This window comes from Pseudomonas costantinii, assembly GCF_001870435.1.
GTDB lineage: Bacteria > Pseudomonadota > Gammaproteobacteria > Pseudomonadales > Pseudomonadaceae > Aquipseudomonas > Aquipseudomonas costantinii.
On the sequence record NZ_MDDR01000005.1, the window covers coordinates 40,832 to 64,900 of the forward strand.

Annotated in this window: 26 protein-coding genes and 1 pseudogene; 23 read left to right on the top strand and 4 right to left on the bottom strand. The window is 61.5% G+C overall.

The annotated features are described in order from the left end of the window. Positions 1-42 precede the first annotated feature (42 nt). Positions 43-1,506: a protein adenylyltransferase SelO gene (gene selO / locus BFL40_RS02280; RefSeq protein WP_071482696.1), complete on the top strand. Its 1,464-nt coding sequence runs from the start codon at positions 43-45 to the stop codon at positions 1,504-1,506. Positions 1,507-1,511: 5 nt separating this feature from the next. Here selO and BFL40_RS02285 read toward each other — a convergent pair. After that, a pseudogene (locus tag BFL40_RS02285) lies at positions 1,512-1,784 on the bottom strand (helix-turn-helix domain-containing protein); the annotation flags it as partial. Between the two features lie 189 nt (positions 1,785-1,973). Here BFL40_RS02285 and trxC point away from each other — a divergent pair. Then, a complete protein-coding gene (trxC, locus tag BFL40_RS02290) occupies positions 1,974-2,408 on the top strand; it encodes a thioredoxin TrxC (protein WP_071482695.1) in 435 nt (144 codons plus the stop codon). 269 nt (positions 2,409-2,677) lie between these two features. Here trxC and BFL40_RS02295 read toward each other — a convergent pair whose 3' ends face one another. Then, a complete protein-coding gene (locus BFL40_RS02295; RefSeq protein ID WP_071482694.1) occupies positions 2,678-3,448 on the bottom strand; it encodes a ParA family protein in 771 nt (256 codons plus the stop codon). A 348-nt stretch (positions 3,449-3,796) separates the two neighbouring features. Here BFL40_RS02295 and BFL40_RS02300 point away from each other — a divergent pair, with 348 nt between their 5' ends. From BFL40_RS02300 to BFL40_RS02395, 20 genes are read left to right on the top strand one after another with little or no spacing between them, the layout of a single operon-like run. Beyond that, positions 3,797-4,516, top strand: coding sequence for a beta-ketoacyl synthase chain length factor (locus tag BFL40_RS02300; RefSeq protein WP_071482693.1), 720 nt, complete (start codon positions 3,797-3,799; stop codon positions 4,514-4,516). Next, positions 4,492-5,304, top strand: a complete 813-nt coding sequence (locus tag BFL40_RS02305) for a lysophospholipid acyltransferase family protein (RefSeq protein WP_071482692.1) — start codon at positions 4,492-4,494, stop codon at positions 5,302-5,304. Before BFL40_RS02300 ends, BFL40_RS02305 begins: the two co-directional genes overlap by 25 nt. Further along, positions 5,282-5,551, top strand: a complete 270-nt coding sequence (locus BFL40_RS02310) for a phosphopantetheine-binding protein (RefSeq protein ID WP_071482691.1) — start codon at positions 5,282-5,284, stop codon at positions 5,549-5,551. Before BFL40_RS02305 ends, BFL40_RS02310 begins: the two co-directional genes overlap by 23 nt. Before the next feature lie 9 nt (positions 5,552-5,560). Next, entirely contained in the window at positions 5,561-5,815 is a 255-nt protein-coding gene (locus tag BFL40_RS02315) for an acyl carrier protein (RefSeq protein WP_016979215.1), read from the top strand. After that, a complete protein-coding gene (locus BFL40_RS02320; RefSeq protein WP_071482690.1) occupies positions 5,812-6,357 on the top strand; it encodes a COG4648 family protein in 546 nt (181 codons plus the stop codon). Before BFL40_RS02315 ends, BFL40_RS02320 begins: the two co-directional genes overlap by 4 nt. Further along, complete coding sequence (locus BFL40_RS02325) at positions 6,354-8,024, top strand: acyl-CoA synthetase family protein (protein ID WP_071482689.1); 1,671 nt, start codon at positions 6,354-6,356, stop codon at positions 8,022-8,024. Before BFL40_RS02320 ends, BFL40_RS02325 begins: the two co-directional genes overlap by 4 nt. Beyond that, positions 8,017-8,751 carry a glycosyltransferase family 2 protein gene (locus BFL40_RS02330; protein WP_071482688.1) on the top strand — a complete coding sequence of 245 codons (735 nt, stop codon included), beginning with the start codon at positions 8,017-8,019 and terminating at the stop codon, positions 8,749-8,751. Before BFL40_RS02325 ends, BFL40_RS02330 begins: the two co-directional genes overlap by 8 nt. After that, positions 8,748-9,683 (top strand): lysophospholipid acyltransferase family protein, encoded by a 936-nt coding sequence (locus BFL40_RS02335; RefSeq protein ID WP_071482687.1) that lies wholly within the window; start codon positions 8,748-8,750, stop codon positions 9,681-9,683. The genes BFL40_RS02330 and BFL40_RS02335 overlap by 4 nt, the downstream gene beginning before the upstream one ends. Continuing rightward, complete coding sequence (locus BFL40_RS02340; protein ID WP_071482686.1) at positions 9,667-11,208, top strand: HAL/PAL/TAL family ammonia-lyase; 1,542 nt, start codon at positions 9,667-9,669, stop codon at positions 11,206-11,208. Before BFL40_RS02335 ends, BFL40_RS02340 begins: the two co-directional genes overlap by 17 nt. Continuing rightward, on the top strand, positions 11,201-11,626 hold the full coding sequence (locus BFL40_RS02345; RefSeq protein ID WP_071482685.1) for an acyl-CoA thioesterase: 426 nt from the start codon (positions 11,201-11,203) through the stop codon (positions 11,624-11,626). Before BFL40_RS02340 ends, BFL40_RS02345 begins: the two co-directional genes overlap by 8 nt. Next, positions 11,623-12,213: an outer membrane lipoprotein carrier protein LolA gene (locus tag BFL40_RS02350; RefSeq protein WP_071482684.1), complete on the top strand. Its 591-nt coding sequence runs from the start codon at positions 11,623-11,625 to the stop codon at positions 12,211-12,213. Before BFL40_RS02345 ends, BFL40_RS02350 begins: the two co-directional genes overlap by 4 nt. Beyond that, a complete protein-coding gene (locus BFL40_RS02355) occupies positions 12,203-14,515 on the top strand; it encodes an MMPL family transporter (protein WP_071482683.1) in 2,313 nt (770 codons plus the stop codon). The genes BFL40_RS02350 and BFL40_RS02355 overlap by 11 nt, the downstream gene beginning before the upstream one ends. A gap of 33 nt (positions 14,516-14,548) precedes the next feature. After that, positions 14,549-15,796, top strand: a complete 1,248-nt coding sequence (locus BFL40_RS02360) for an NAD(P)/FAD-dependent oxidoreductase (RefSeq protein ID WP_074851667.1) — start codon at positions 14,549-14,551, stop codon at positions 15,794-15,796. Then, positions 15,793-16,527 (top strand): class I SAM-dependent methyltransferase, encoded by a 735-nt coding sequence (locus BFL40_RS02365; protein ID WP_071482681.1) that lies wholly within the window; start codon positions 15,793-15,795, stop codon positions 16,525-16,527. The genes BFL40_RS02360 and BFL40_RS02365 overlap by 4 nt, the downstream gene beginning before the upstream one ends. Beyond that, positions 16,524-17,006, top strand: coding sequence for a hypothetical protein (locus BFL40_RS02370; protein ID WP_071482680.1), 483 nt, complete (start codon positions 16,524-16,526; stop codon positions 17,004-17,006). Before BFL40_RS02365 ends, BFL40_RS02370 begins: the two co-directional genes overlap by 4 nt. Beyond that, the gene (locus BFL40_RS02375) at positions 17,003-18,169 is read left to right on the top strand and encodes a beta-ketoacyl-[acyl-carrier-protein] synthase family protein (RefSeq protein ID WP_071482679.1); all 1,167 of its coding nucleotides are present in this window, start codon (positions 17,003-17,005) and stop codon (positions 18,167-18,169) included. Before BFL40_RS02370 ends, BFL40_RS02375 begins: the two co-directional genes overlap by 4 nt. Continuing rightward, positions 18,166-18,627, top strand: coding sequence for a hotdog family protein (locus BFL40_RS02380; protein WP_071482678.1), 462 nt, complete (start codon positions 18,166-18,168; stop codon positions 18,625-18,627). The genes BFL40_RS02375 and BFL40_RS02380 overlap by 4 nt, the downstream gene beginning before the upstream one ends. Continuing rightward, entirely contained in the window at positions 18,624-19,352 is a 729-nt protein-coding gene (gene fabG / locus BFL40_RS02385) for a 3-oxoacyl-ACP reductase FabG (protein WP_071482677.1), read from the top strand. The genes BFL40_RS02380 and fabG overlap by 4 nt, the downstream gene beginning before the upstream one ends. Then, positions 19,352-20,578 (top strand): beta-ketoacyl-ACP synthase, encoded by a 1,227-nt coding sequence (locus tag BFL40_RS02390; protein ID WP_071482676.1) that lies wholly within the window; start codon positions 19,352-19,354, stop codon positions 20,576-20,578. Before fabG ends, BFL40_RS02390 begins: the two co-directional genes overlap by 1 nt. 26 nt (positions 20,579-20,604) lie before the next feature. Beyond that, a complete protein-coding gene (locus BFL40_RS02395; protein WP_071482675.1) occupies positions 20,605-21,054 on the top strand; it encodes a hypothetical protein in 450 nt (149 codons plus the stop codon). A gap of 204 nt (positions 21,055-21,258) precedes the next feature. Here BFL40_RS02395 and BFL40_RS02400 read toward each other — a convergent pair whose 3' ends face one another. Both BFL40_RS02400 and BFL40_RS02405 read right to left on the bottom strand, forming a co-directional pair. Next, positions 21,259-21,645, bottom strand: a complete 387-nt coding sequence (locus tag BFL40_RS02400; protein WP_071482674.1) for a type II toxin-antitoxin system PemK/MazF family toxin — start codon at positions 21,643-21,645, stop codon at positions 21,259-21,261. 86 nt (positions 21,646-21,731) lie between these two features. Then, entirely contained in the window at positions 21,732-22,625 is an 894-nt protein-coding gene (locus BFL40_RS02405) for a LysR family transcriptional regulator (RefSeq protein WP_071482673.1), read from the bottom strand. Positions 22,626-22,797: 172 nt separating this feature from the next. Between BFL40_RS02405 and BFL40_RS02410 the strand changes: the two genes are divergently transcribed. Beyond that, on the top strand, positions 22,798-24,024 hold the full coding sequence (locus tag BFL40_RS02410) for an MFS transporter (RefSeq protein WP_408003980.1): 1,227 nt from the start codon (positions 22,798-22,800) through the stop codon (positions 24,022-24,024). Positions 24,025-24,069 lie beyond the last annotated feature (45 nt).

A 24,069-nucleotide genomic window follows, 5' to 3' on the forward strand; every position in this document is an offset into this window, starting at 1 on the left:
TATCCCCAGCAGAATGCTCGGACATTCTGCTGGAGATGGCCGGTGAAAGCCCTCGACGAACTGACCTTCGACAACCGCTTCGCACGCCTGGGCGACGCGTTCTCAACCCACGTATTGCCCGAACCCCTCGACGAACCGCGCCTTGTGGTGGCGAGCAATGCCGCCATGGCCCTGCTCGACCTCGACCCGGCGGTGGCTGAAACGCCGGTATTCGCCGAGCTGTTCAGCGGACACAAGCTGTGGGCGGAAGCGGAACCGCGGGCGATGGTCTATTCAGGGCATCAGTTTGGCGGCTACACGCCGCAACTGGGCGATGGCCGAGGGTTGTTGCTGGGCGAGGTGTATAACGAAGCGGGCGAGCATTGGGACCTGCACCTCAAGGGCGCCGGGATGACGCCTTACTCGCGGATGGGCGATGGCCGCGCCGTGCTGCGCTCATCAATTCGTGAGTTTCTCGCCTCTGAAGCGCTGCAGGCGCTGGGCATCCCCAGCAGTCGCGCGTTATGTGTGATCGGCTCCAGCACCCCCGTGTGGCGTGAGAAGCAGGAACGCGGCGCGATGGTGTTGCGCCTGGCTCACAGCCATATCCGCTTCGGGCATTTCGAATACTTCTATTACACCAAGAAGCCTGAGCAACAGGCAGAGCTGGCGGAACACGTGTTGAAACTGCACTTCCCCGAGTGCCAGGAACAGCCTGAGCCGTACTTGGCAATGTTCCGTGAAATCGTCGAGCGCAACGCCGAGCTGATCGCCAACTGGCAGGCGTATGGCTTCTGTCATGGGGTGATGAACACCGACAACATGTCGATCCTCGGCATCACCTTCGACTTCGGGCCATTTGCGTTTCTTGATGATTTTGACGCGCACTTCATCTGTAACCATTCCGACCATGAAGGGCGTTATTCCTTCAGCAATCAGGTGCCGATTGGGCAGTGGAACCTCAGTGCGCTGGCCCAGGCATTGACGCCGTTTATCAGCGTCGATGCCTTGAAAGAAGCGCTTGGCCTGTACCTGCCGCTGTACCAGGCACATTACCTGGACCTGATGCGTCGCCGGCTGGGGCTGACTACCGCCGAAGAGGATGACCAGAAGCTGGTGGAGCAGTTGTTGAAACTGATGCAGAACAGCGGCGTGGACTACACGCTGTTCTTCCGCCGCCTGGGGGATGAGTCAGCGGCGTTGGCTGTGGCGCGGTTGCGTGATGACTTTGTCGACCTTGCCGGGTTTGATGCCTGGGCCGAGCTGTACAAAGCCCGCGCAGCGCGGGACGGCGATGACAGCGAAGAACAGCGCCGTGAGCGGATGCACGCGGTAAATCCGCTGTACATCCTGCGCAACTATCTTGCGCAGAACGCCATCACCGCCGCAGAGTCAGGGGATTACAGCGAAGTGCGGCGGCTGCATGAAGTGCTGTCCAAGCCGTTTGAAGAACAGCCGGGGATGGAACAGTACGCCCAGCGGCCACCGGATTGGGGCAAACATTTGGAGATTAGTTGTTCGTCGTAAAAGCCTCAGATAAAGGTTTCTACTGAAACGCCAAAACGCTCGGCTAGCCAACGAATTTGCCGCAGGTTGAGCTGGCGCTTGCCGCTCAAGACCTCAGAGACGACCGACCGGGCGCCAACGCCTGGCAGGTCGCTCTGGGTGAGATTATGTTCGCGCATCATGTAGCGCAGCACATCGACACCACTGGCGACAGGCATGGGGCGATGCTCATGATCGTAAGCCTCGATCCAGTCACTGAGGATATCCACCAGGCTCATCAGCGGGCTGTCCTCGTCCTGAATATCGCAATTTGCTATAGCTCAAAACAGACCAATGGTTCAAAACAAAACAGGCTCTAACAGCCTAGATTGGCGACTCACATCAGCACGGGCGAAACTGTGAGTGGATGAGTCATCCTCCTACACGCCTTGATAAACCCAGTATCCGGCTCCAAATACACTCCATTGGCCACATCAGAGGAGCCCTCCATGTCCGAACCTTTTGTAATCCCCTGCCCGCATTGCAACGGCCTCAACCGCATCCCCGGCGAGCGCCTGGGCGATGCGCCGAAATGTGGGCGCTGCAAACAACCAGTTTTATTGAACAAGCCTTTTGAGCTGAAACAAGGCGACTACGCCAGCCAGATCAAGGGCGACCTGCCGTTGCTGGTGGATGTGTGGGCCGATTGGTGCGGGCCGTGCAAGTCGTTCGCGCCAGTGTTCGAGCAGGCGGCTGGACAGTTAGAAGGTAAGTGCCGGCTAGCCAAGCTCGACAGCGAAGCCAACCAGCAGTTGTCGGCGCAGCTGGGGATTCGCTCGATTCCCAGTTTGATCCTGTTCAAGAACGGCCGCGAAGTGGCGCGCCAAAGCGGGGCGTTTGCGCTGCCGCAATTGATGAGTTGGCTGCGTAGCCAGGGCGTGTAAACACGGTCAAATGCGGGAGATTCTATGTTCAGTGACCGAAGAACCTTAGAAATGCCCATCCAGACGCACAAGCCGGGCGACTCTGGCTTACCTGTAGGCAACGATAAAGGCCACACCCTTCTTGCCAGATCGTTCCTACGCTCTGCGTGGGAATGCATACCGTGACGCTCTGCGTCACCCATGCGCAGATCTTAAGGTGTGCGGCGTCAGGCGGGACGCGGAGCGCCCCAGGCGGCATTCCCACGCAGAGCGCGGGAACGATCAGTGCATCAGGCGTTTTCCAGCAGGTTATGCAACTCCACAAACTGCTGTGTCAGCTTATGCCGAGGGTCCAGGTGGATCAGCGGCTTGCTCTCCTGGTGCGACTCGCGCATGCGCACGGAACTGGCCAGGTACACCGGCAGCACCGGCAGGCCTTCAGCAATCAATTCATCAAGCATTTGCTGCGGCAGGCTCGCCCGAGCCTGGAACTGGTTGACCACGATGCCTTCCACTTCGAGGCCTTCGTTGTGGTCTTCCTTCAACTCTTCAATTTCAGCCAGCAGGCCGTACAGGGCCTGACGAGAGAAGCTGTCGCAGTCGAAAGGGATCAGCACTCGATCAGCGGCAATCAGCGCTGAAACCGCGTAAAAATTCAGCGCCGGCGGCGTATCCAGGTAGATCCGATCGTAATCTTCGCTCAGCTCATCCAGCAGCTTTCGCAGCTTGTTGATCTTGTGCTTGGCCTCAAGTTTGGGCTGCAGGTCTGCCAGTTCTGCGGTAGCGGTGATCACGTGCAGGTTGTCGAACGGGGTTTCGTAGATATCCACCTGGTTTTTCTTGGAAAACGGCCCGGAAGACAGGGTTTGCTTGAAAAAATCTGCGATCCCCATGGGGATATCGTTGCCGGTCAGCCCGGTGAGGTACTGGGTTGAGTTGGCCTGTGCATCGAGGTCCACCAACAGGGTTCGATAGCCTTCACTGGCACTGACCGCCGCCAGGTTGCAGGCAATGCTGGACTTGCCAACGCCGCCTTTCTGATTGAACACCACACGCCGCATGGAAAAACCTCCGTGTATCAATGAATGTCCGAGTGTAGAGGGCAAAAGCGCCTGTTAGCTACCTCGTTCATCCATGCACTGCTGCATCACAGGCACTCTGCGCACCGACGGCGATCCGAACCCGACAAATTAAAAGGAAGAGTCCGACAATCCAACCCACCCTCCGGTAAAGGACAATCTGTAAATCTTCACCATCTATTTGTAATCAGCCGTGAACAATTCTTTACCAAAGTTTGCTAGAACCCCACAGCACCGGGATAATGCGCGCCATTCGGCCATTGTTCCCTGTCCCGGTATTCGGGGCCAACGACCGCACATGGAAGCCCGCAGGGGCGGGATAACTTCTCAGTGATCACTTTCAACATCGCCCAATGGCGTGCGTGGGCGCCTGGCCTTGACAGCGCGGACGACTGGCATGCCTGGTGCCGAGCCCCGGTGGTGCTGCCTGCCAGCGACGCCTCTCCCGACGTGTCATTCCTGCCGGCCATGCAGCGCCGGCGCCTGAGCCGCCTGGCGCGCATGGCGTTCAGCGTGGGCTGGCCGCTGGCCGAGGGGCTGGAAGACCTGCCGCTGGTGTTTATTTCCCGGCACGGTGAGACCCCGCGCACCCTCGATATCCTCAGCGACCTGGCCAACGACCAACCGCTGTCGCCCACCCAGTTCAGCCTGTCGGTGCATAACGCGGTGATTGGCCTGTGGTCGATCCTGCGCAATGAAACCAGTGAAATGACCGCCCTCGCGGCCGCCGGTGATGGCCTGGAGCACGGCATGCTTGAAGCCGCCGCACTGCTTAACGAAGGTGCTCCGGCGGTATTACTGGTGATCACCGAAGAACAGCCACCCGAGACCTATGCCAGCTGGATCCACGATGTACCGTTCCCCTATGCCCTTGGCCTGCTGCTGACACCGGGCGACGAGTGGCAACTGGAACTCACAACCGGCGCTGTCCAACCCACTCAAACCCAGTGGCCTCACGCCCTGAACCTGCTGCGCACCCTGCTCACTGAACAGGCCGCCTGCCAACATGCCTGGAAGAACCGCGTATGGAACTGGCAACGCAAGCCCTGACCGACAAGCCACGGGACGCCTATTACTGGCGCCTGTTCGCCACCGCCGCGAGCTTCTTCCTATTCGGCGTGGGCGGACTGTGCCTGCGTTTACTAGTGTTTCCATTGCTCGGTTGCCTGCCAGGCAGCGCTGAAAAGCACCAGCGCCGCGCCCGCCACACCATCAGTTGGCTGTTCTGGTGCTTTGTTCGCCTGATGCAACGCGCCGGCGTGTTGACTTACAGCGTCGAAGGCGCCGAAAAGCTTGGTCGTCCGGGCCAGATGATCATCGCCAACCACCCGTCGCTGATCGACGTGGTGTTCCTGATCGGCCTGGCGCGCCAGGCCAACTGCGTAGTTAAGCAGAGCCTGTGGCAAAACCCCTTCACCCGTGGCCCGGTGCGTGAAGCCGGCTACATCAGCAACGATGGCAGCGCCGAAATGCTCGATGCCGCCGCCGCGGCCCTGCGCGAAGGCCAAACCCTGATCATTTTCCCCGAAGGCACCCGCACCCCACCCGGCGCAGCGCCTGCCTTTCATCGCGGAGGCGCCGCCATCGCGCTGCGCGGTGCGACAATCATCACCCCCGTGGTGATCAAGGTCAGCCCCACCACCCTGACCAAGGCCGAACCCTGGTATCGCATCCCAAAATGCCGCGTGCACTTCAGTTTGCGGGTGGGTGCCGATATAGAACCACAGGCGTTTGCCGCACTCGGGCCCGCGCCCCAGGCTTCACGCAAGCTCAACGATTACCTGCACCACTATTTTATTAAGGAGCTCGCCGAAGATGAGCGACAGACACCGCCTTGAGCACGACATAAAGACGCTGATCATCGAGGCCCTGGGCCTGGAAGACATCAGCGTCGACGACATCGGTAGCGACCAAACCCTGTTCGGCGAAGGCCTGGGCCTGGATTCGGTAGACGCCCTGGAATTGGGCCTGGCGATCCAGAAAAAGTACGGCATCAAGATCGATGCCGACGCCAAGGACACCCGCAATCACTTCACCAACGTGGCCAGCCTTGCGGCGTTTGTCACGGCCAGACAGGCAGCTTGAGACCGGACCATGCAAACTCGTGACGATATTTTCAACACCCTGCGCGATGCCTTGGTGGAACTGTTTGAACTCCCCCCGGAGCGTGTCACCCTCGATGCCAATCTGTATCAGGACCTGGAAATCGACAGCATTGATGCCGTGGACCTGATCGACCATATCAAGCGCCAGACCGGCAAGAAGATCGCCGCCGAAGAGTTCAAGGCGGTGCGTACCGTAAACGACGTGGTTGAGGCGGTGTACCGTCTGGTCACGCCCGCCGCATGAGTCGGCTGATCGGCCTTGGCCTGTTGTTGGCGGGGCTGCTGTACCCCTTCGCGGTGTATTACGGCACCGAACACTTTGCACCGTGGCAATTCGGCCTGCTGCTGGGCAGCCTGTGGCTGATGCGTGCGCTGACGGGTGCACGTCGCCCCGGCAGCCGCTGGATGGCCGTGGCGGTGATCGTGTTCTGCTTGGTGCTGGCATGGTTCGATAACCCGCACCTGCTGCGTTGGTACCCAAGCCTGGTCAGCGCCTTCATGCTGGCGCTGTTCGGTTTGAGCCTGAAATACGGCCCGCCGATGGTCGAGCGCCTGGCGCGCATGACCGACCCGGTACTGCCACCGCACGCGATTGTGTATACGCGCCAGGTCACCGTGGTGTGGAGCGCGTTTTTTCTATGTAATGGCCTGCTCGCCGCCGCTCTCACCCTGTGGGCGCCGCTGAGCTGGTGGACGTTGTACAACGGCCTGATCGCCTACGGGCTGATGGGGCTGTTGTTTGCCGTGGAATGGCTGGTACGACAAAGGGTTCGAGGCCGCGTATGAATGGGTTGAAACTTGAGCACGTGTTGCTTGAGCCGCTGGAACAGCGTTTGGTCACCACCGAGCCTGCGATGAATCACGCTCAACTGTGGGCGCACTCCCTGAGCCTGGCCGCAGGCCTGCAAGCACGTGGCATCCAGCGTTTGGCGGTGCATCTGGAAGATGCCGGCTTGCTGGCCATTGCCTTGCTAGGCGCTTGGCGGGCCGGGGTCAGCGTGTTGCTGCCCGCCGACTTGCAGCCTCAGACCCGACAGCGCTGGGATGATGCCGTTGACGCATGGCTGATCGAGGCCACTGACCTCGACGCGCTGTATCAGGCACCTTTGAGCCCTGCCGAACTCGATCTGGACACTTGCCAACTGAGCCTGTGCACCTCCGGCTCCAGCGGCGAGCCCAAGCGTATCGACAAGACCCTGCGCCAACTGGCCAACGAAGTTGAGGCCCTGGAAGCCCTGTGGGGCGCGGACCTCAAGGGCGCCTGCATCATCGGCAGCGTCGCCACACAGCATATCTACGGCTTGCTGTTCCGCGTGCTGTGGCCGTTATGCGCCGGTCGCACCTTTGTGCGCCAACAGTTGGCCTTCCCTGAAGATTTACAACGCGCCAGTCGCGAACACCCGCAGTTCGCCTGGGTCGCCAGCCCCGCGCTGCTCAAGCGCATGGGCGATAACCTCGATTGGCCTGCGCTGAGCAAAGTGGCGCGGGTGTTCTCGTCTGGCGGCGCCTTGCCTATCGAGGCCGCAGGTGAGCTTTATGATCGCTTGCAACAATGGCCGACGGAAATCCTCGGCAGCTCGGAAACCGGCGGCATCGCCTGGCGCCAAGGTGCACAACCCTGGCAGCCTTTTGCTGACGTTCAACTGAGCCAGGACGCCGACGGCGCCCTGCGCATTGCTTCGCCCTACCTGCCCGACGGGCATATCGAACAGACCGCTGACGCTGCGCGCATCCACGCCGATGGGCGCTTCGAACTGCTCGGTCGCCTGGACCGCATCGTCAAACTGGAAGAAAAACGCATCTCCCTGCCGATGCTGGAACAGGCGCTGATGGCCCACCCGTGGGTCACCGAAACCCGCCTGGGCGTGGTGCAGGAAAACCGCGCTTCCCTCGGCGCGCTGGTAGTGCTCAGTGCCGACGGCCTGCATGCCTTGCGCAACCAGGGCCGCCGCGCCGTCACTCAAACCCTGCGCCAACACCTGAGCCAACACTGCGAAGCCCTGGCCCTGCCCCGCCGCTGGCGTTTGCTGCGCCAGTTGCCACTGAATGCCCAAGGCAAACTGCCCCAGGCCGATGTCGCCGCACTGTTGCTCGCGCCCCGGCCGAAAACGCCGGAAGTGCTGGAGCAGGTCGAAGCCGACGGTGAATGGACCTTGCAACTGAGTATCCCGCCGGACCTGGCCTATTTCAGCGGCCACTTCCCGGCAACGCCGGTACTTCCGGGCGTGGTTCAGGTGGAATGGGCGTTCAACCTGGGCCAACAACTGCTCGATTTGCCGGCGACCTTTGCCGGCATGGAAGTGCTCAAGTTTCAGCAACTGGTGCGCCCCGGCGACAAAATCGAGCTGCACCTGCGCTTCGACCAGGAACGCAGCAAGCTGTACTTCGCCTACCGCAACGGCGTTGCAGCTTGCTCCAGTGGTCGAATTCAACTGGTAGCCGCCCATGCATAACCCCTGCGCACTGATTCCGGTCTATAACCATGAAGCCGCCGTGCCGGCCGTGGTTCACAGCCTGTTGAACAGCGGCCTGCCGTGCCTGTTGGTGGACGATGGCAGCAGCCCGGCTTGCGCAGCGGTACTCGCACAATTGGCGACGCTTGAAAACGTCACCTTGCTGACGTTGCCAAACAACCAAGGCAAGGGCAGCGCGGTCATGGCCGGTTTCCGCGAAGCCGCGCGCCAGGGCTTTACCCACGCGTTGCAAGTGGACGCTGACGGCCAGCATGACCTGCGCGAAGTCGAAGCCTTTATCGATGCCTCGCGCACCCATCCAACCGCCATCATCTGCGGCTACCCCGAATACGATGAGAGTGTACCCAAGGGCCGTTTGTACGCGCGCTACCTGACCCACGTGTGGGTATGGATCAACACCTTGTCGCTGCAGATTCGCGACTCTATGTGTGGCTTTCGCGTGTACCCGCTCGCGCCCACGCTGGCGCTGATGGACTCGGCCTACATCGGCACGCACATGGATTTCGACTCGGACATCCTGGTGCGCCTGGCCTGGCGCAACCAACCGATGCGCTGGCTGCCGACGAAGGTGCATTACCCCGCCGACGGCCTGTCGCATTTCCGCCTGTTCCGCGACAACGTGCGCATCTCCGTCATGCACACCCGCCTGTTCTTCGGCATGTTGGTGCGCGCGCCGATGATTCTGTGGCGACGGTGGCAGGCATGAGCGACAGCACCAAGCACTGGGCCGACCGCGAGGAGCGCGGCAGTTTCTGGCTGATGAAACTCACCGCCGTCGCCGCCAAGGTGCTCGGCCGTCGACTGCTGAGCCCGGTGCTGTACGGCATCGTTCTGTACTTTTTCCTGTTCGGCCGCACCGCGCGCCAGAGCGCCTGGGAATACCAGCAGCGCCTCGCGCAATGGAGCGGTCGCGATGAGCTGCGCCCTACCCACAGAAGAGTCTTCGGCCAATTCATGGCCTTCGCCGACGCCTTGCTCGACAAGCTCGACGTGTGGAACGGCAAGCTGCGCATCGAGCAAATCGAAATCAACGACCCCGCGCAATTGCGCGGGCAACTGCGCGGCGAACGTGGGCAGATGCTGGTGGGTGCGCACCTGGGCAACCTGGAAGTGTGCCGAGCGCTCGCGGAGATCGGTGAACAAGTCACCATGAACGTGCTGGTGCACACCAAGCACGCCGAACAATTCAACCGCCTGCTGGGCGAGGCCGGGGCCACCCATCTGCGCCTGATTCAAGTCAGCGAGTTGGACCCGGCCACCATGCTGCTGCTCAGCCAGCGCCTGGACGAGGGCGAGTGGCTGGCCATCGCCGGCGACCGCGTGCCGCTGCATGGCGGGCGCACGGTGCGCGTGGATTTCCTCGGCGTTGACGCCGCCTTCCCCCAAGGCCCGTGGCTGCTGGCCGGCCTGCTCAAATGCCCGGTCAACCTGCTGATGTGCCTGAAACACAACGGCCGCTATCGCCTGAGCATCGAGCCGTTCGCCCAATTGATCGAATGGAAGCGCAGCACCCGCGAGCAGGTGATCGCCCAGTGGACCGCATGCTACGCCGCGCGCCTGGGCCAGTTCTGCCTGGAAGCGCCCCAACAATGGTTCAACTTTTACCCTTTCTGGAAGACCGATGACGACGCATCTTGAGCCGGTAACCTTTGGCGAACGCCCATTGCGCATTGAAGACGTGCTGGCCCTGGCCAACCGTCAGGCGCCCACGCAGTTGCAAGATGACGCGGCGTATCGCCAGCGCATTGCCAAAGGCGCGCAGTTCCTCGACTCGCTGCTGGACAAGGAAGGCGTGATCTACGGCGTGACCACCGGCTACGGCGACTCGTGCGTGGTGGCGGTGCCGTTGCAACACGTCGAAGCGTTGCCGCGTCACCTCTACACGTTCCACGGTTGCGGCCTGGGCAAGTTGCTCGATGCACAAGCCACCCGCGCGGTACTGGCGGCGCGTTTGCAGTCGCTGTGCCACGGCGTGTCCGGCGTGCGCGTTGAGTTGCTGGAGCGCCTGCATGCGTTTCTCGAACACGACGTTCTACCGTTGATCCCGGAAGAGGGCTCGGTGGGCGCCAGCGGCGATCTGACCCCGCTGTCCTATGTGGCCGCGACCTTGTCCGGCGAGCGTGAAGTGATGTTCCGTGGCGAGCGTCGCCAGGCCGCCGACGTGCACCGTGAGCTGGGCTGGGACCCGCTGGTTTTGCGCCCAAAGGAAGCCCTGGCGCTGATGAACGGCACCGCCGTGATGACCGGCCTGGCCTGCCTGGCGTTCGCCCGTGCCGACTACCTGCTGCAACTGGCCACACGCATCACCGCGCTGAACGTGGTGGCGTTGCAAGGCAACCCGGAACACTTCGACGAGCGCCTGTTCGCCGCCAAGCCGCACCCGGGGCAAATGCAAGTCGCCGCCTGGCTGCGCAAAGACCTGGCGATTGATGCACCCACCGCACCGCTGCATCGCTTGCAGGATCGCTACTCGCTGCGCTGTGCACCCCACGTCCTCGGCGTGCTGGCCGACAGCCTGAACTGGCTGCGTTCGTTCATCGAGATCGAACTGAACAGCGCCAACGACAACCCGATCATCGACGCCGAAGAAGAACGTGTGCTGCACGGCGGCCACTTCTACGGCGGCCATATCGCCTTCGCCATGGACAGCCTCAAGACCCTGGTGGCCAACGTCGCCGACCTGCTCGACCGTCAACTCGCGCTGCTGGTGGACGTGCGCTACAACCACGGCCTGCCGAGTAACCTGTCGGGCGCGCCGGCCGACCGCGCGATGATCAACCACGGCTTCAAGGCGGTGCAGATCGGTACCAGCGCCTGGACCGCCGAAGCACTGAAAAACACGATGCCGGCCAGCGTGTTCTCGCGCTCCACCGAGTGCCATAACCAGGACAAGGTGAGCATGGGCACCATCGCCGCGCGCGACGCAATCCGCGTGCTGGAGCTGACTGAACAAGTCGCCGCGGCCACCTTGCTCGCCGCCAACCAAGGTGTTTGGCTGCGTGCCCAAGCTGAAGATGCGCGCGCCCTACCGCCGGCCTTGGCCGCCATGCATGCAGAACTCGCCAAGGACTTCCCGCCGGTCATCGAAGACCGTGCCCTGGAAGGCGAGCTTCGCCTATGCCTGAAGCGCATTGCAGAACAACATTGGAGGCTGCATGCGTAGCCAGGGCGTACTGCACAGCGACACCGAAATCCTCGTGCCATTTTTCGACGTCGACACCATGAACGTGGTGTGGCACGGGCATTACGTGAAGTACCTGGAAGTGGCGCGCTGCGCACTGCTGGATAAGATCGGCCACAACTACACGGCGATGCTCGAGTCGGGCTACGCCTGGCCGGTGATCGATATGCAGCTGCGCTACGTGCGCGGCGCGATGTTTGGCCAGACGATCAATGTGCGCGCCAGTTTGGTGGAGTGGGAGAACCGCTTGAAGGTCAATTACCTGATTACCGACCTTGCCAGCGGCGAGCGCTTGACCCGTGCCAGCACCGTGCAGGTAGCGGTGGACGTCGCCAGCCGTGAGATGCAATTGGCGTCGCCGACAGTATTTGTGGAAGCGGTTGAGAGGGCCTTGGCATGAGAGTATTTCTCCTGTTGGCGGGCCTATTGCTGAGCCTCAGCGCCCATGCCTTCGACCTGCAACAACTCAGCGATCAATTGGCGAAACCGTCAGTGATCCACGGCAGCTTCATTCAAGAAAAACACCTCCGTGCCCTGCCCCAACCCTTGGTCAGCAAAGGCACCTTCGTGCTCGCCAAAGACCACGGCCTGCTGTGGCTGCTGAAAACCCCGCTGCAACAGGACTACCGCATCAGTGCTCAGGGCATCGCCCGCCGTGACGCCAATGGCTGGCAACTGCTGCCGAACAAGAGCGCCGGTGCCGAGCAGAATCGTCTGTTCCTCGCCGTGCTCCAAGGCGACAGCAGCGGCTTGCAGCGTGATTTCGAATTGCAGCTGCAAGGCGAAGCCAGCCAATGGAAGCTGACGCTGATCCCGCGTTCGCTGCTGTTAAAACAAGTCTTCACCCAGATCAACATCGACGGTGGCGAGCGGGTGCAAAAAATCGAACTGCTGGAGACCCAGGGCGACAGCACCGTGCTGCGTATGCAGGACAGCACTGCAGCTCTTCCACTGAGTGACGCGGAGCAACACGACTTTGCCCAGTGAGCGCCTGCTGCCGCGCCTGTTCCTGATTCTGCTGGTAGGCGTGCTGGCCCTGGCCGGCTGGCAATGGCGCCACGGTGCACCGCTGTCGGCCAACCTGATGGAGCTGGTGCCGGGCAACACGCCGGACGCTCTGGAGCAGCTAGCCGAGCAGCGCATGCAGGAACCGCTGAACCGCGAGATGCTGGTGCTGGTCGGCCATACTGACCGCCAGCAAGCAGTGTCCATCGCGCAGCAATTGAGCGAGCGCTGGCAGGCCAGTGGCCTTTTTGAAAAGGTCCAGTGGAACCTGCAAGCCGACTTGCCGGCACTGCGTGAGCAACTGCTGCGCGGGCGTCTGGCAATGCTGTCGGCCAAAGACCGCGAGCAACTGATCGACCACCCCGACGCATTCATCCAACAGCGTGTGCAGTCGCTGTTCGACCCTTTCACCGGATTCAGCCTGGTCCCGAGCCAGGACGATTGGCTGGGCCTGACCGGACGCATCCAAAACAGCCAGCCGCAGCACGGGTCGGTGCAGCTGGATATCGGCAGCGGCGCATTGATCGCCGACGCCGACGGCAAGAGCTGGGTGTTGCTGCGGGCGCGTACTACCGGCAATGCCTTCGATATGAAACTGCCGGTGCAAGTGGCGGACTTACTTAAAGCGAGCCGTGAGCAAGCCAGCCAGCAAGGCGCACAACTGCTCGCGGCCAGTGGATTGCTGTATGCGGCGAATGGTCAGCAGCAGGCCACGCGGGAAATCACCTGGGTCGGTGGCGGCGCCACCCTTGGCATTCTGTTGCTGCTGTTGTTGGCCTTCCGCCGCTGGCGCGTACTGCTGGCGTTTGTGCCGGTGTTGGTGGGCATGCTGTTTGGCGCGGTGGCCTGTGTGGCGCTGTTCGGCCATATGCATGTGATGACACTGGTGCTGGGCTCCAGCCTGATCGGCGTGGCGGTGGATTACCCGCTGCACTATCTGTCGAAAAGCTGGAGCATGAACCCGTGGCGCAGTTGGCCTGCGCTACGCCTGACACTGCCAGGGCTGAGCCTGAGCCTGGCCACCAGTTGCATCGGCTACCTGGCGCTGGCGTGGACGCCCTTCCCGGCGCTGACGCAAATCGCCGTGTTCTCCGCAGCCGGCTTAGTCGGTGCCTACCTGTCGGCAGTGTGCCTGTTACCGGCGCTGCTCAAGGGCATCGAATTGCGCCCGGCGCAGTGGCCGCTGCGCATCGCCGAATGCCTGTGGCTAGTGCGTGCTTCGTTGATCAAACGCGTGCCGAGCCCGGTGCTGCTGGCGTTGGTACTGCTGTTCTGCGCCGGTGGCCTGTGGCACTTGAACAGTAAAAACGATATTCGCCAATGGATCGGCGCGCCGCCGCAATTGCTGCAAGAGGCGCAGGCCGTAGCCCGCATCACCGGCTTCCAACCCACCAGCCAGTTCTTCCTGGTGCGAGCGGACAATCAGCAGCAGTTGCTGGAACGCCAAGCCGCCCTGGGCCAACGCCTGGACCAATTGGTGAACATGGACAAGCTTCAGGGTTACCTGGCGCTCAATCAGATCGTCAACCTCCCTGCCGAACAACAACGGCTGCGTGATGCGCTGAACACGCTGCCGCAACACTGGCAGCCGCTGCTGGACCTCGGCGTCCCCGCCAGCGCCCTGCAAGCGGAGCTTGGACACTTGCAGGCGCTGCCCATCGAAAACATCGATGCCGCGCTGATCGGCCCATTGGCCGAGCCTTGGCGCATGCTGTGGCTGGGCCCGGTGGACAGCGGCGTGGCGGCGATGGTCAGCCTGCAAGGCTTGAATAACCCGGCGCTGCTGCGAGTCCAGGCCGTGGATTTGCCGGGGGTGCAGTTGGTGGATCGCTTGGGGGACTTGAACCGGGTATTCGCCGACACGCAGATCAGCGCCGCTGAACTGAAATTGATGTCCTGCGTGCTGATCGTACTGCTGCTGATCCTGCCCTTCGGTTTTGGCGGTGCCTTGCGTATCGTCGCCCTGCCATTGCTCGCCGCACTGTGCAGCCTGGCCAGCCTGGGTTGGCTGGGCCAGCCGCTGACCCTGTTCAGCCTGTTTGGCCTGCTGTTGGTCACGGCCATCAGCGTCGATTACGCGATTTTGATGCGCGAGCAGATCGGCGGTGCCGCCGTGAGTCTTTTGGGTACGCTGCTGGCAGCGCTGACGACCTGGTTGTCGTTTGGCCTGCTGGCGGTATCGAGTACGCCGGCTGTGAGTAATTTCGGCTTATCGGTCAGCCTGGGCCTGGCATTCAGCTTTATGCTGGCGCCCTGGGCCGGGCAACAGAAACACGCCTTATGAATGAGATTATCGCCAAAGTGGCAAGGAGCCCTCGTGCCCACAGTTGAAATGGAACGTCGCCAGGTGGTGGTGATCGGTGCCGGGCCGTCCGGTGCCATCGCCGCCGCGCTGTTAAAGCGCAACGGGCATGATGTATTGATTATTGAGCGCCAGCATTTCCCACGCTTCTCGATTGGCGAAAGCCTGTTGTCCCACTGCATCGACTTTATCGAAGAAGCCGGCATGCTCGACGCCGTGCAGGCGGCGGGCTTCCAGGTGAAAACCGGTGCCGCGTTCGCTTGGGGCGAGCACTACAGCGCGTTTGATTTCGGTGACACGTTCAGCAACGGCAAGCCCACTACCTTCCAGGTGCAGCGCGGCGAATTCGACAAGTTGCTGGCCGATCAGGCCAAGTTGCAAGGTGTGGACATTCGCTACGGCGAAACCATCGTCGGTGTGGATCTGGGTGGCGAGTGCCGCTACCTGCACGTACGCCGAGAGAACGGCAGCGAGTACCACCTCAAGGCCAAGTTCGTGCTCGACGCCAGCGGCTATGGCCGCGTGCTGCCACGCTTGCTGGACTTGGACATGCCGTCGAATTTCCCGGTGCGCCAGGCGGTATTCACCCACATCGAAGACCGCATCGAACACTCAGGCTTCGACCGCACCAAAATTCTCGTAACGACCCACCCGACGAAGCGCGATATCTGGTTCTGGACGATCCCGTTCAGCAACGGCCGCTGCTCGGTGGGCGTAGTTGCCGCCAAGGAACACTTCGATGGCCGCGACAGCGATCTCGACGCCTGCCTGCGTGGATTTATCGACGAAACCCCTAGCCTGTCCGGCGTGCTACAAAACGCCGTTTGGGATACGCCCGCGCGCACCATCGGCGGCTATGCAGCCAATGTCAAAACCCTGCACGGCCCAGGCTTTGCGCTGCTGGGCAACGCGGCGGAATTCCTCGACCCGGTGTTCTCCTCCGGCGTGACCATTGCCATGCGTTCGGCGAGCATGGCCGCAGGCCTCCTGCATCGCCAGCTAAAGGGCGAAACGGTGGATTGGCAAACCGAGTTTGCCGAACCTTTGAAGCGCGGCGTCGATACCTTCCGCTGCTACGTCGAAGGCTGGTACGCCGGGACCTTCCAGGATGTGATTTTCCACCCCGGCAGCTCGCCGGAGATTCGCCGGATGATCTGTTCGATCCTCGCGGGTTACGCCTGGGATGAGCGCAACCCGTTTGTCAGCGAGCCCAAGCGGCGGCTACGGATGTTGTCGGAGATTTGTGCAGGGGATGCAGTGTGAGCAGTCAGTACCTGAGTAAAAACTACGTCGAAGAAACCAAGTTCGGTTTCTGGTTCCTGCGCAGCCACACTTGGCAGCACCACGTGTTGCGCGTGGCGATCAACGACCTGCGCAGCCTGTTCAGCGACCCGCTGCCGGTGGCGCCAGTATTGCTGGACGCCGGTTGCGGCCAGGGCAAGTCGTTCCGATATTTGCAGCAAGTGTTCACGCCAGAGCGCCTGATCGGCCTGGATGCCGACCCCCACAGCCTGGAACTGAGCAAGGCCGAAGCGGAACGCCAAGGTTTGGCCATCGAACTGATCGGCAGCGACTGCGCTACGCTCAACGTACCGGACGCCAGCGTCGATATCCTGTTCTGCCACCAAACCTTCCATCACCTGGTTGAACAGCATCGCGCACTCAAAGAATTTTATCGGGTACTCAAGCCGGGCGGCTATTTGCTGTTTGCCGAGTCAACTGAAGCCTATATCGACACCTGGGTGATTCGCTGGCTGTTCCGCCACCCGATGCACGTGCAAAAAAGCGCCGAAGAGTACCTGGAAATGATCCGCGAACAGGGCTTTGAATTCGGCCCGCAGAATGTCTCGTACCCGTACTTGTGGTGGAGCCGTTCCAGTGATTTCGGCCTGCTGGAGCGCTGGGGCCTGCGCAACCCGCCGCCGGTGGGCCAGCGCGAAGAAACCCTGGTCAACTGCGTGGCGCGTAAACCCTTGGAGAGCGTCGCCCCATGATCCGCTTGCTGTTGATGGGTTGCCTGTTGCTGCTGAGCGCTTGCGCCAGCCAGCCACCGCTGCCCGAAAAAGTCCCGGCCCTGGCCTTGCCGATGCAACTGCATGTGCAGCGCCTGGCGGACGGCCAGAGCCAGGACTGGTTGCTGGTGATCCAGCATGAAGGTGGCGGGATTCGCTGGTCGATGATGGACCCGTTGGGCATTCCCCAGGCACGGCAAAAGCTGATCAATGGCGAGTGGCAAGCCGATGGACTGTTGCCGCCCAACCCCCAGGCACGGGAGTTGTTTGCCGCGCTGCTGTTTGCCCTGACCTCGGCGGATGACGTGCCTGCGCTGTATCCGAACGCCCAGGCGATGGACCTCACACGCACCCTGCCGGGTCATTGGCAAATCGTGTATCAGTCCTCAGAGGTGTTCAGCGTGAACATGGCGGGGCAGCCGTTGAGCTATCGCATCACGCCGCTGGGTGCTGCCCGATGACCGCCTATCTGAATGCGCTCGGCGTGATTTGCGCCTTGGGCCGTGGCCAGGCCGAAGTCAGCCGCAGCCTGTTTTCCGGTGACTGCTCCGGTATGCGCGCCGAAAGCGGCTGGGTGCCGGATCGCGTGCTGCCGGTGGCCGGTGTACATGGCGAACTGGCGACCATCCCTGTGGAACTGAACCAGCAAAGCAGCCGCAACAACCAGTTGCTGCTGGAAGCGGCGCTGCAGATTGAGGATGAGATCCGCCAGGCGATCCACACCTACGGCGCCTCGCGGATCGGCATTGTGCTGGGCACCAGCACCTCGGGTATCGACGAAGCGAGCCGTGGCATCGCGCATTACCTGCGCGACAAGCAGTTCCCCGGCGACTACGACTACCAGCAACAGGAACTCAGCGCCCCGGCAAACTTCCTTGCCGACTGGCTGCAACTGAGCGGCCCGGCCTATGTGATTTCCACCGCCTGCACCTCCAGCGCTCGCGCACTGATGAGTGCCCAGCGCCTGCTGGATCTGGGCGTGTGCGACGCGGTGATCTGCGGCGGTGTCGACAGCCTCTGCAAGCTGACCCTCAATGGGTTTAGCTCGCTGGAAGCGGTGTCGAGCGAGCGCTGCAATCCGTTTTCGGTGAACCGTAATGGCATCAATATCGGCGAAGCGGCCGTGCTGTTTCTGATGACTAAACAGCCAGCACCTATTGCCCTGTTGGGCAGCGGAGCCAGTTGCGACGCGCACCATATTTCCGCGCCAGAGCCTACCGGCAAAGGCGCGTTGCTGGCGATGCGCAAGGCCCTGGCCAGCGCAAAACTTGCGCCTGAACAAATCGGTTACCTGAACCTGCACGGCACCGCGACCCAACATAACGACGCCATGGAAAGCCTGGCGGTAGCCAGCCTGTTTCCGAATGGCGTGGCCTGCTCGTCGACCAAACCCATGAGCGGCCACACCCTCGGTGCAGCCGGTGCGTTGGAAGCGGCGTTCTGCTGGCTGAGCCTGACCCACGGTGTGGTACCGCCGCATGTGTGGGACGGCAACGCCGACCCGACGCTGCCTGCCTTGCAATGGGCGCACACCGGCGACACCTTGAAAAAACGCTGCCTGATGAGCAACTCGTTTGCCTTCGGTGGTAACAACGTCAGCCTGATAATCGCAGAGGCCCCATGATCAACTGGCCACTCGCCGAACTGCTGCCCCATGCGGGCGACATGATCCTGATCGACCAGGTGCTGTCGTTCGATGAAGAGCAGATTCACACCCGCGTCACCGTCACGCCCGGCGGCCTGTTCAACCAGCCCGACGGCAGCCTGCCGGCCTGGGTCGGCATTGAGTTGATGGCGCAAAGCGTCGCCGCCTACGCCGGTTGCCGCGCCCGCCAAAAAGGCGAAGCGGTGGAACTGGGTTTCCTGTTGGGCACACGTAAGTTCGAGTGCAATGTGGAGCACTTCCCGGCAGGCGCCGAGCTGACCATCCACGGCCTGCGCTCCCTGGAAGACGATAACGGCATGGGTGTGTTCGAATGCCACCTCACCGGCGACGGTATCCAGGCCAGCGCCCGCTTGAACGTATTTCGACCGCCCCAGGCGGCCAACTATTTAGATGAATCGAAGGACGAAACGCCATGACTGAATCCGTACTGGTCACCGGCTCCAGCCGTGGCATCGGCCGCGCCATTGCCCTGCGCCTGGCCCAGGCCGGGCATGACATCGTGCTGCATTGCCGCAGTGGTCGTGCTGAAGCGGAGGCGGTGCAGGTCGAAATCGAGGCACTGGGGCGTAAGGCGCGGGTGCTGCAATTCGACGTGGCGGATCGCGCAACCTGTAAAGAAATCCTGGAAGCCGATGTGGAGCTGCATGGTGCCTACTACGGCGTGGTGCTCAATGCCGGCCTGACCCGCGACGGCGCGTTCCCCGCGTTGTCCGAAGACGATTGGGATGTGGTGATGCGCACCAACCTCGACGGTTTCTACAACGTGCTGCACCCGGTGATGATGCCGATGATTCGTCGTCGCGCTGCCGGGCGCATCGTGTGCATCACCTCGGTCTCCGGGTTGATCGGCAACCGTGGCCAAGTCAATTACAGCGCTTCGAAAGCCGGCTTGATTGGCGCCGCCAAGGCCCTGGCCATTGAGTTGGGCAAGCGCAAAATCACCGTCAACTGCGTGGCACCCGGGCTGATCGACACCGCGATGCTCGATGAAAACGTACCGGTGGATGAACTGATGAAGATGATTCCCGCGCAGCGTATAGGTACGCCGGAAGAAGTGGCCGCAGCGGTGAACTTCCTGATGTCGGCCGAAGCCGGCTATATCACTCGCCAAGTCTTGGCCGTGAATGGAGGTCTGTGCTGATGAAGCGCGTCGTAGTGACCGGCATGGCCGGCGTCACCTCCCTGGGCAGCGATTGGGACAGCATCGCGGCCAACTTTCGCGCCAACCGCAGCGGCATTCGCCGTATGGATGAGTGGGACCGCTTTACCGAATTGAACACCCGCCTGGCCGGGCCTATCGACGACTTCGCCGTGCCCGCCCACTGGACCCGCAAGCAACTGCGCAGCATGGGTCGCGTCTCGCGCCTGGCGGTGTGGGCAGCGGAGCAGGCGCTGAAGGACGCGGGTTTGCTCGGTGACGAATCGATCAAGGACGGGCGCATGGGCGTGGCCTGCGGCTCGTCCACCGGCAGCACCGACGAGATCAAGGCCTTCGGCAATATGCTGCTGAACTCGGTGGCCGAGGGGCTGAATGCCAACTCCTATGTACGGATGATGCCGCACACCACGGCAGCGAATATCAGCATCTTCTTTGGCCTCACCGGGCGCTTGATCCCCACGTCCAGCGCCTGCACCAGTGGCAGCCAGGGCATCGGCTATGCCTACGAGGCGATCAAGTTCGGTCGCCTGCCCTTGATGCTCGCCGGCGGCGCCGAAGAACTGTGCCCCACCGAAGCCATGGTGTTCGATGCGCTGTACGCCACCAGCCTGAAAAACGACGCCCCTCAAACCAGCCCGCGCCCTTACGACAGTGCTCGTGACGGCCTGGTGATCGGTGAAGGCGGCGGCATGCTGGTGCTTGAAGAACTGGAGCACGCCTTGGCGCGCGGTGCGCACATCCACGCCGAGCTGGTCGGTTTCGGCAGCAACGCCGACGGCCAGCACACCACTCGCCCTGAGCAGAAAACCATGCGTCGCGCGATGGAACTGGCCCTGGAAGATGCCGGGCTGGAGCCCTCCGCCATCGGCTACGTCAACGGCCACGGCACTGCCACCGACCAAGGCGACATCGCCGAGACCCTGGCCACCAGCAGCCTGTTTGGCAGCCGCATGCCGATCAGCTCGCAGAAGAGCTTCCTCGGCCACACCTTGGGCGCGTGCGGGGCGTTGGAGTCTTGGTTCAGCATCGAGATGATGAACCGCGATCAATACGTGCACACCTTCAACCTGGATTCGGTCGACCCGCAGTGCGGCGAGCTGGATTACCTGCAAGGTGAATTCCGCGAGATGCACCACGACTACGTAATGAACAACAACTTTGCCTTTGGCGGCGTCAACACGTCGCTGATCTTCCGCCGCTGGTCTTGAATTTTTAATCGATTGGAGAAAACGGAATGTCTTCCTTGCTACGCGCCACCCTGATCACCCTGGCCCTGCTGACCACCGCCGGTTGCACCAACAAACCGGTACTCAATACCCAGCATGAGCTGCCGGTCGATACCCAGGTCAGCGAAGAAAAAATGAAAACGGTCATCATCAACGCCCTGCAAAAACGCGAGTGGACGGTGCAGCGCCTGAGCCCGCAATTGGTGCAGGCCGAGATCAACGTACGCAACCAGTACTACGCCGCAATCGACATCCGCTACACCCGTAACAGCTACGCTATCACCTACCGCGACAGCCGCGATCTGGGCTACAAGGACGGCAAGATCCACCGCAACTACAACCGCTGGGTAAGCATGCTGGACCGCGACATCATGGCCGCGCTGCACAGCAATGGCGTGAACGAAGCGGGCTCGGCGGCGCAGTTGTTTGAGCAGACGGGGACGTCGAAGCAGAATTGAGGCTCGCTGCTCTCCAGAAACGACAAAGGGCGCCTTTCGGCGCCCTCTTCACAAACAGGTTGGCTTGTCATCGCCGCTTCCTGCCTGGCTCTGCGATGGCTGGTTGCCCAGGATCCTCAGAGTCTCACAAGCCCCTTTCGGGAACGTGGGCAGTATGCCTGAAAACGGCTTCCCTGCAATCCGTGGCAATGTGCCGCTCATTACTCATCGCAACCCTAGCGCACTGCGTACCGCCGCTTTTATCGCGAGAAACTGATCATTGGTGAGCTCAGCGATTGTGTAAGTTCGTTTGCCATGACGGTCCTTACTTTTGATTCGATCAAGTCGGCCCAAGCTGACGGTGGCGACAATGTCGCATTTTGCCCAGCAGATTGGACTCGCGCCTTGAAGATGACTGTCGAGTTGTAAATGATGCTCCAAAACCGTCTGCGGAGCGGTAGTGCTCAAGGGCACAACCGTCACCAGCAGCTTATTGGTTCGGTGCTTGCGTATCACAATGACGGGCCGGATCTTGATAATTTCCGGGACTTCATAGCCTCGAAAATCACAAATCAACACGCTGCCCTCCTTGGGCTGGTAGAGAAGTGCCATCCATATCACTCGCTTGAAAAAAGCGATTCTGCGCAAGTTTCTTGCGAATCACTAAGCCGGTTGCGTTACCTGATATGTGACGATACCTACAGCTCCGCCTTACGTGTCAGCAACTCCACAAACGCTTTCGCCATCGGCGTTTGCGCGCCCTTGCGCTGCACCAGCCAGACTGACGTCACCGCCTCCTGATCCAGCAAGGTGCGATACACCACGCCATCGATACGGATGCGCTGGTATGAGGCCGGAAGCACCGACACCCCCAAACCCGCCGCCACCAAACCGATGATGGTCATCGCCTCCCCGGCTTCCTGGGCGAAACGCGGGCTGAAACCCGCGTCACGAGCCAAGTTGAGCAGTTGGGCATAGAGACCACTGCCGTAGGTGCGAGGGAAGAATACAAACGGCTCGTCGGCCAGTTGCGCCAGGTGCAAGCCACGCTCGGTGCCCTCAACCAGCGGATGACCGGCGTTCAGCACCGCGACCAAGGGCTCACGCATCAACTCAATAACGCTCAGCGAATCCGGCAACGGCAGCGGGCGCATCAAGCCTACTTGAATCGACTCATCCACCAACGACTCTGCCACCTCAGTGCTACTCATCTCCTGCAAGTTCAGGTGCACCGCCGGGAAGGCCTGGCGAAACGCAAAAATCGCCTGCGGAATGCTGGAGTTGAACGGTGCCGACGAGGTGAAGCCAATCTTCAGCTCCCCGAGTTCCCCCAACTGCGCACGTCGGGCCACATCTGCCGCCTTGTCGACCTGCGCCAGCACCAATCGCGCCTCTTGCAAGAACAGTCGACCGGCCTCGCTCAGCTCGACCCGACGATTGGTACGCTCAAACAAGCGCGCGCCCACCTCCTGCTCCAGCGCCTGGATCTGCTGGCTCAGCGGTGGTTGCGAGATGCCCAGCACCTGTGCGGCGCGGCCAAAATGCAGTTCTTCGGCGACGGCGATGAAGTACCGCAGATGACGCAATTCCATGCAAGCCTCATTAGGTCGTAAAAGCTATCAAACAGGTCGAACAATATATTGGAAAGAATCATTAGGCAGCTATATTCTTTTTTTCATTGCCAGTCCTGGCAGGCTTTCCCTCGCCGAGGTCCCCGTGAAATCTGCTGTCGCGCCATTTGCTCAAGAAGTCCCGCCTACCGCCCTGGATGAGGTGGTGGCCCAGCTCAACGAGCAGTACATCGAAAAAGACACGCCGATGTTCATGCGCACGGTGCTGGCGCTGTTCTCCGGCGGGTTTGCCACGTTTGCCTTGCTGTATTGCGTGCAGCCGATGATGCCGGCGCTGTCCCACGAGTTTTCCATCAATGCGGCGCAAAGCAGCCTGATCCTGTCAGTGGCCACGGCGATGCTTGCCCTGGGCTTGCTGGTCACTGGGCCGATTTCCGACAGATTGGGACGCAAGCCGGTAATGGTTTCGGCACTGTTCTGCGCCGCACTCGCGACCATCGCCAGCGGCTTGATGCCGACCTGGGAAGGCATTCTGCTGATGCGGGCGCTGGTGGGCCTGTCGCTGAGCGGGCTGGCTGCTGTGGCGATGACCTACTTGAGCGAAGAGATCCACCCGCAACACATCGGCCTGGCCATGGGCTTGTACATCGGCGGCAACGCAATTGGCGGTATGAGCGGGCGCTTGATCATCGGCGTATTGATCGACTTCGTCAGTTGGCACACCGCGATGCTGATCATCGGCGCCCTGGCCCTGATCGCGGCCACGGTGTTCTGGAAAGTCCTCCCCGAATCACGCAACTTCCGCACCACCAGCCTCAAGCCGCGCAACCTGCTGAACGGGTTTGTCATGCACTTCAAAGACGCGGGCCTGCCCTGGTTGTTCCTTGAAGGTTTCCTGCTGATGGGCGCCTTCGTCACGATGTTCAACTACATCGGTTATCGCCTGCTGGCAGAACCGTACGGGTTGAGCCAAGCGGTGGTCGGCCTGCTCTCGCTGGTGTATCTCACCGGCATCTACAGTTCGGCCAAGATCGGCTCCCTGGCCGACCGCCTCGGCCGCCGCCGCGTGCTGTGGGGCACCCTCGTATTGATGCTCGCCGGCATGGCCCTGACCCTGTTCACGCCGTTGTGGCTGGTAGTGCCCGGCATGCTGATCTTCACCTTCGGTTTCTTCGGCGCCCACTCGGTGGCAAGTAGCTGGATCGGTCGCCGCGCGGTGAAGGCCAAGGGGCAGGCGTCGTCGTTGTACTTGTTCTGCTACTACGTGGGATCGAGCATTGCCGGTACGGCGGGCGGGTTCTTCTGGCACTTTGCAGGCTGGAACGGGATTGGCGGATTCATCATCGCGCTGCTGATCGGCGCGTTGCTGGTGGCGTTGAAGCTGGCGAAATTGCCGCCACTGGGAGAAGTAAAGGCCTGACGCGATCCCATATTTGTTTTGTATTAACCCCAATAAAAAGCCCGG

Bases quoted from the DNA above. Each gene is read 5' to 3' on its own strand.
- trxC (WP_071482695.1), top strand. From the start codon at position 1,974: ATGTCCGAACCTTTTGTAATCCCCTGCCCGCATTGCAACGGCCTCAAC.
- BFL40_RS02295 (WP_071482694.1), bottom strand. From the start codon at position 3,448: ATGCGGCGTGTGGTGTTCAATCAGAAAGGCGGCGTTGGCAAGTCCAGC.
- BFL40_RS02305 (WP_071482692.1), top strand. From the start codon at position 4,492: ATGGAACTGGCAACGCAAGCCCTGACCGACAAGCCACGGGACGCCTAT.
- BFL40_RS02310 (WP_071482691.1), top strand. From the start codon at position 5,282: ATGAGCGACAGACACCGCCTTGAGCACGACATAAAGACGCTGATCATC.
- BFL40_RS02315 (WP_016979215.1), top strand. From the start codon at position 5,561: ATGCAAACTCGTGACGATATTTTCAACACCCTGCGCGATGCCTTGGTG.
- BFL40_RS02320 (WP_071482690.1), top strand. From the start codon at position 5,812: ATGAGTCGGCTGATCGGCCTTGGCCTGTTGTTGGCGGGGCTGCTGTAC.
- BFL40_RS02325 (WP_071482689.1), top strand. From the start codon at position 6,354: ATGAATGGGTTGAAACTTGAGCACGTGTTGCTTGAGCCGCTGGAACAG.
- BFL40_RS02330 (WP_071482688.1), top strand. From the start codon at position 8,017: ATGCATAACCCCTGCGCACTGATTCCGGTCTATAACCATGAAGCCGCC.
- BFL40_RS02335 (WP_071482687.1), top strand. From the start codon at position 8,748: ATGAGCGACAGCACCAAGCACTGGGCCGACCGCGAGGAGCGCGGCAGT.
- BFL40_RS02340 (WP_071482686.1), top strand. From the start codon at position 9,667: ATGACGACGCATCTTGAGCCGGTAACCTTTGGCGAACGCCCATTGCGC.
- BFL40_RS02345 (WP_071482685.1), top strand. From the start codon at position 11,201: ATGCGTAGCCAGGGCGTACTGCACAGCGACACCGAAATCCTCGTGCCA.
- BFL40_RS02350 (WP_071482684.1), top strand. From the start codon at position 11,623: ATGAGAGTATTTCTCCTGTTGGCGGGCCTATTGCTGAGCCTCAGCGCC.
- BFL40_RS02370 (WP_071482680.1), top strand. From the start codon at position 16,524: ATGATCCGCTTGCTGTTGATGGGTTGCCTGTTGCTGCTGAGCGCTTGC.
- BFL40_RS02375 (WP_071482679.1), top strand. From the start codon at position 17,003: ATGACCGCCTATCTGAATGCGCTCGGCGTGATTTGCGCCTTGGGCCGT.
- BFL40_RS02380 (WP_071482678.1), top strand. From the start codon at position 18,166: ATGATCAACTGGCCACTCGCCGAACTGCTGCCCCATGCGGGCGACATG.
- fabG (WP_071482677.1), top strand. From the start codon at position 18,624: ATGACTGAATCCGTACTGGTCACCGGCTCCAGCCGTGGCATCGGCCGC.
- BFL40_RS02390 (WP_071482676.1), top strand. From the start codon at position 19,352: ATGAAGCGCGTCGTAGTGACCGGCATGGCCGGCGTCACCTCCCTGGGC.
- BFL40_RS02395 (WP_071482675.1), top strand. From the start codon at position 20,605: ATGTCTTCCTTGCTACGCGCCACCCTGATCACCCTGGCCCTGCTGACC.
- BFL40_RS02400 (WP_071482674.1), bottom strand. From the start codon at position 21,645: ATGGCACTTCTCTACCAGCCCAAGGAGGGCAGCGTGTTGATTTGTGAT.
- BFL40_RS02405 (WP_071482673.1), bottom strand. From the start codon at position 22,625: ATGGAATTGCGTCATCTGCGGTACTTCATCGCCGTCGCCGAAGAACTG.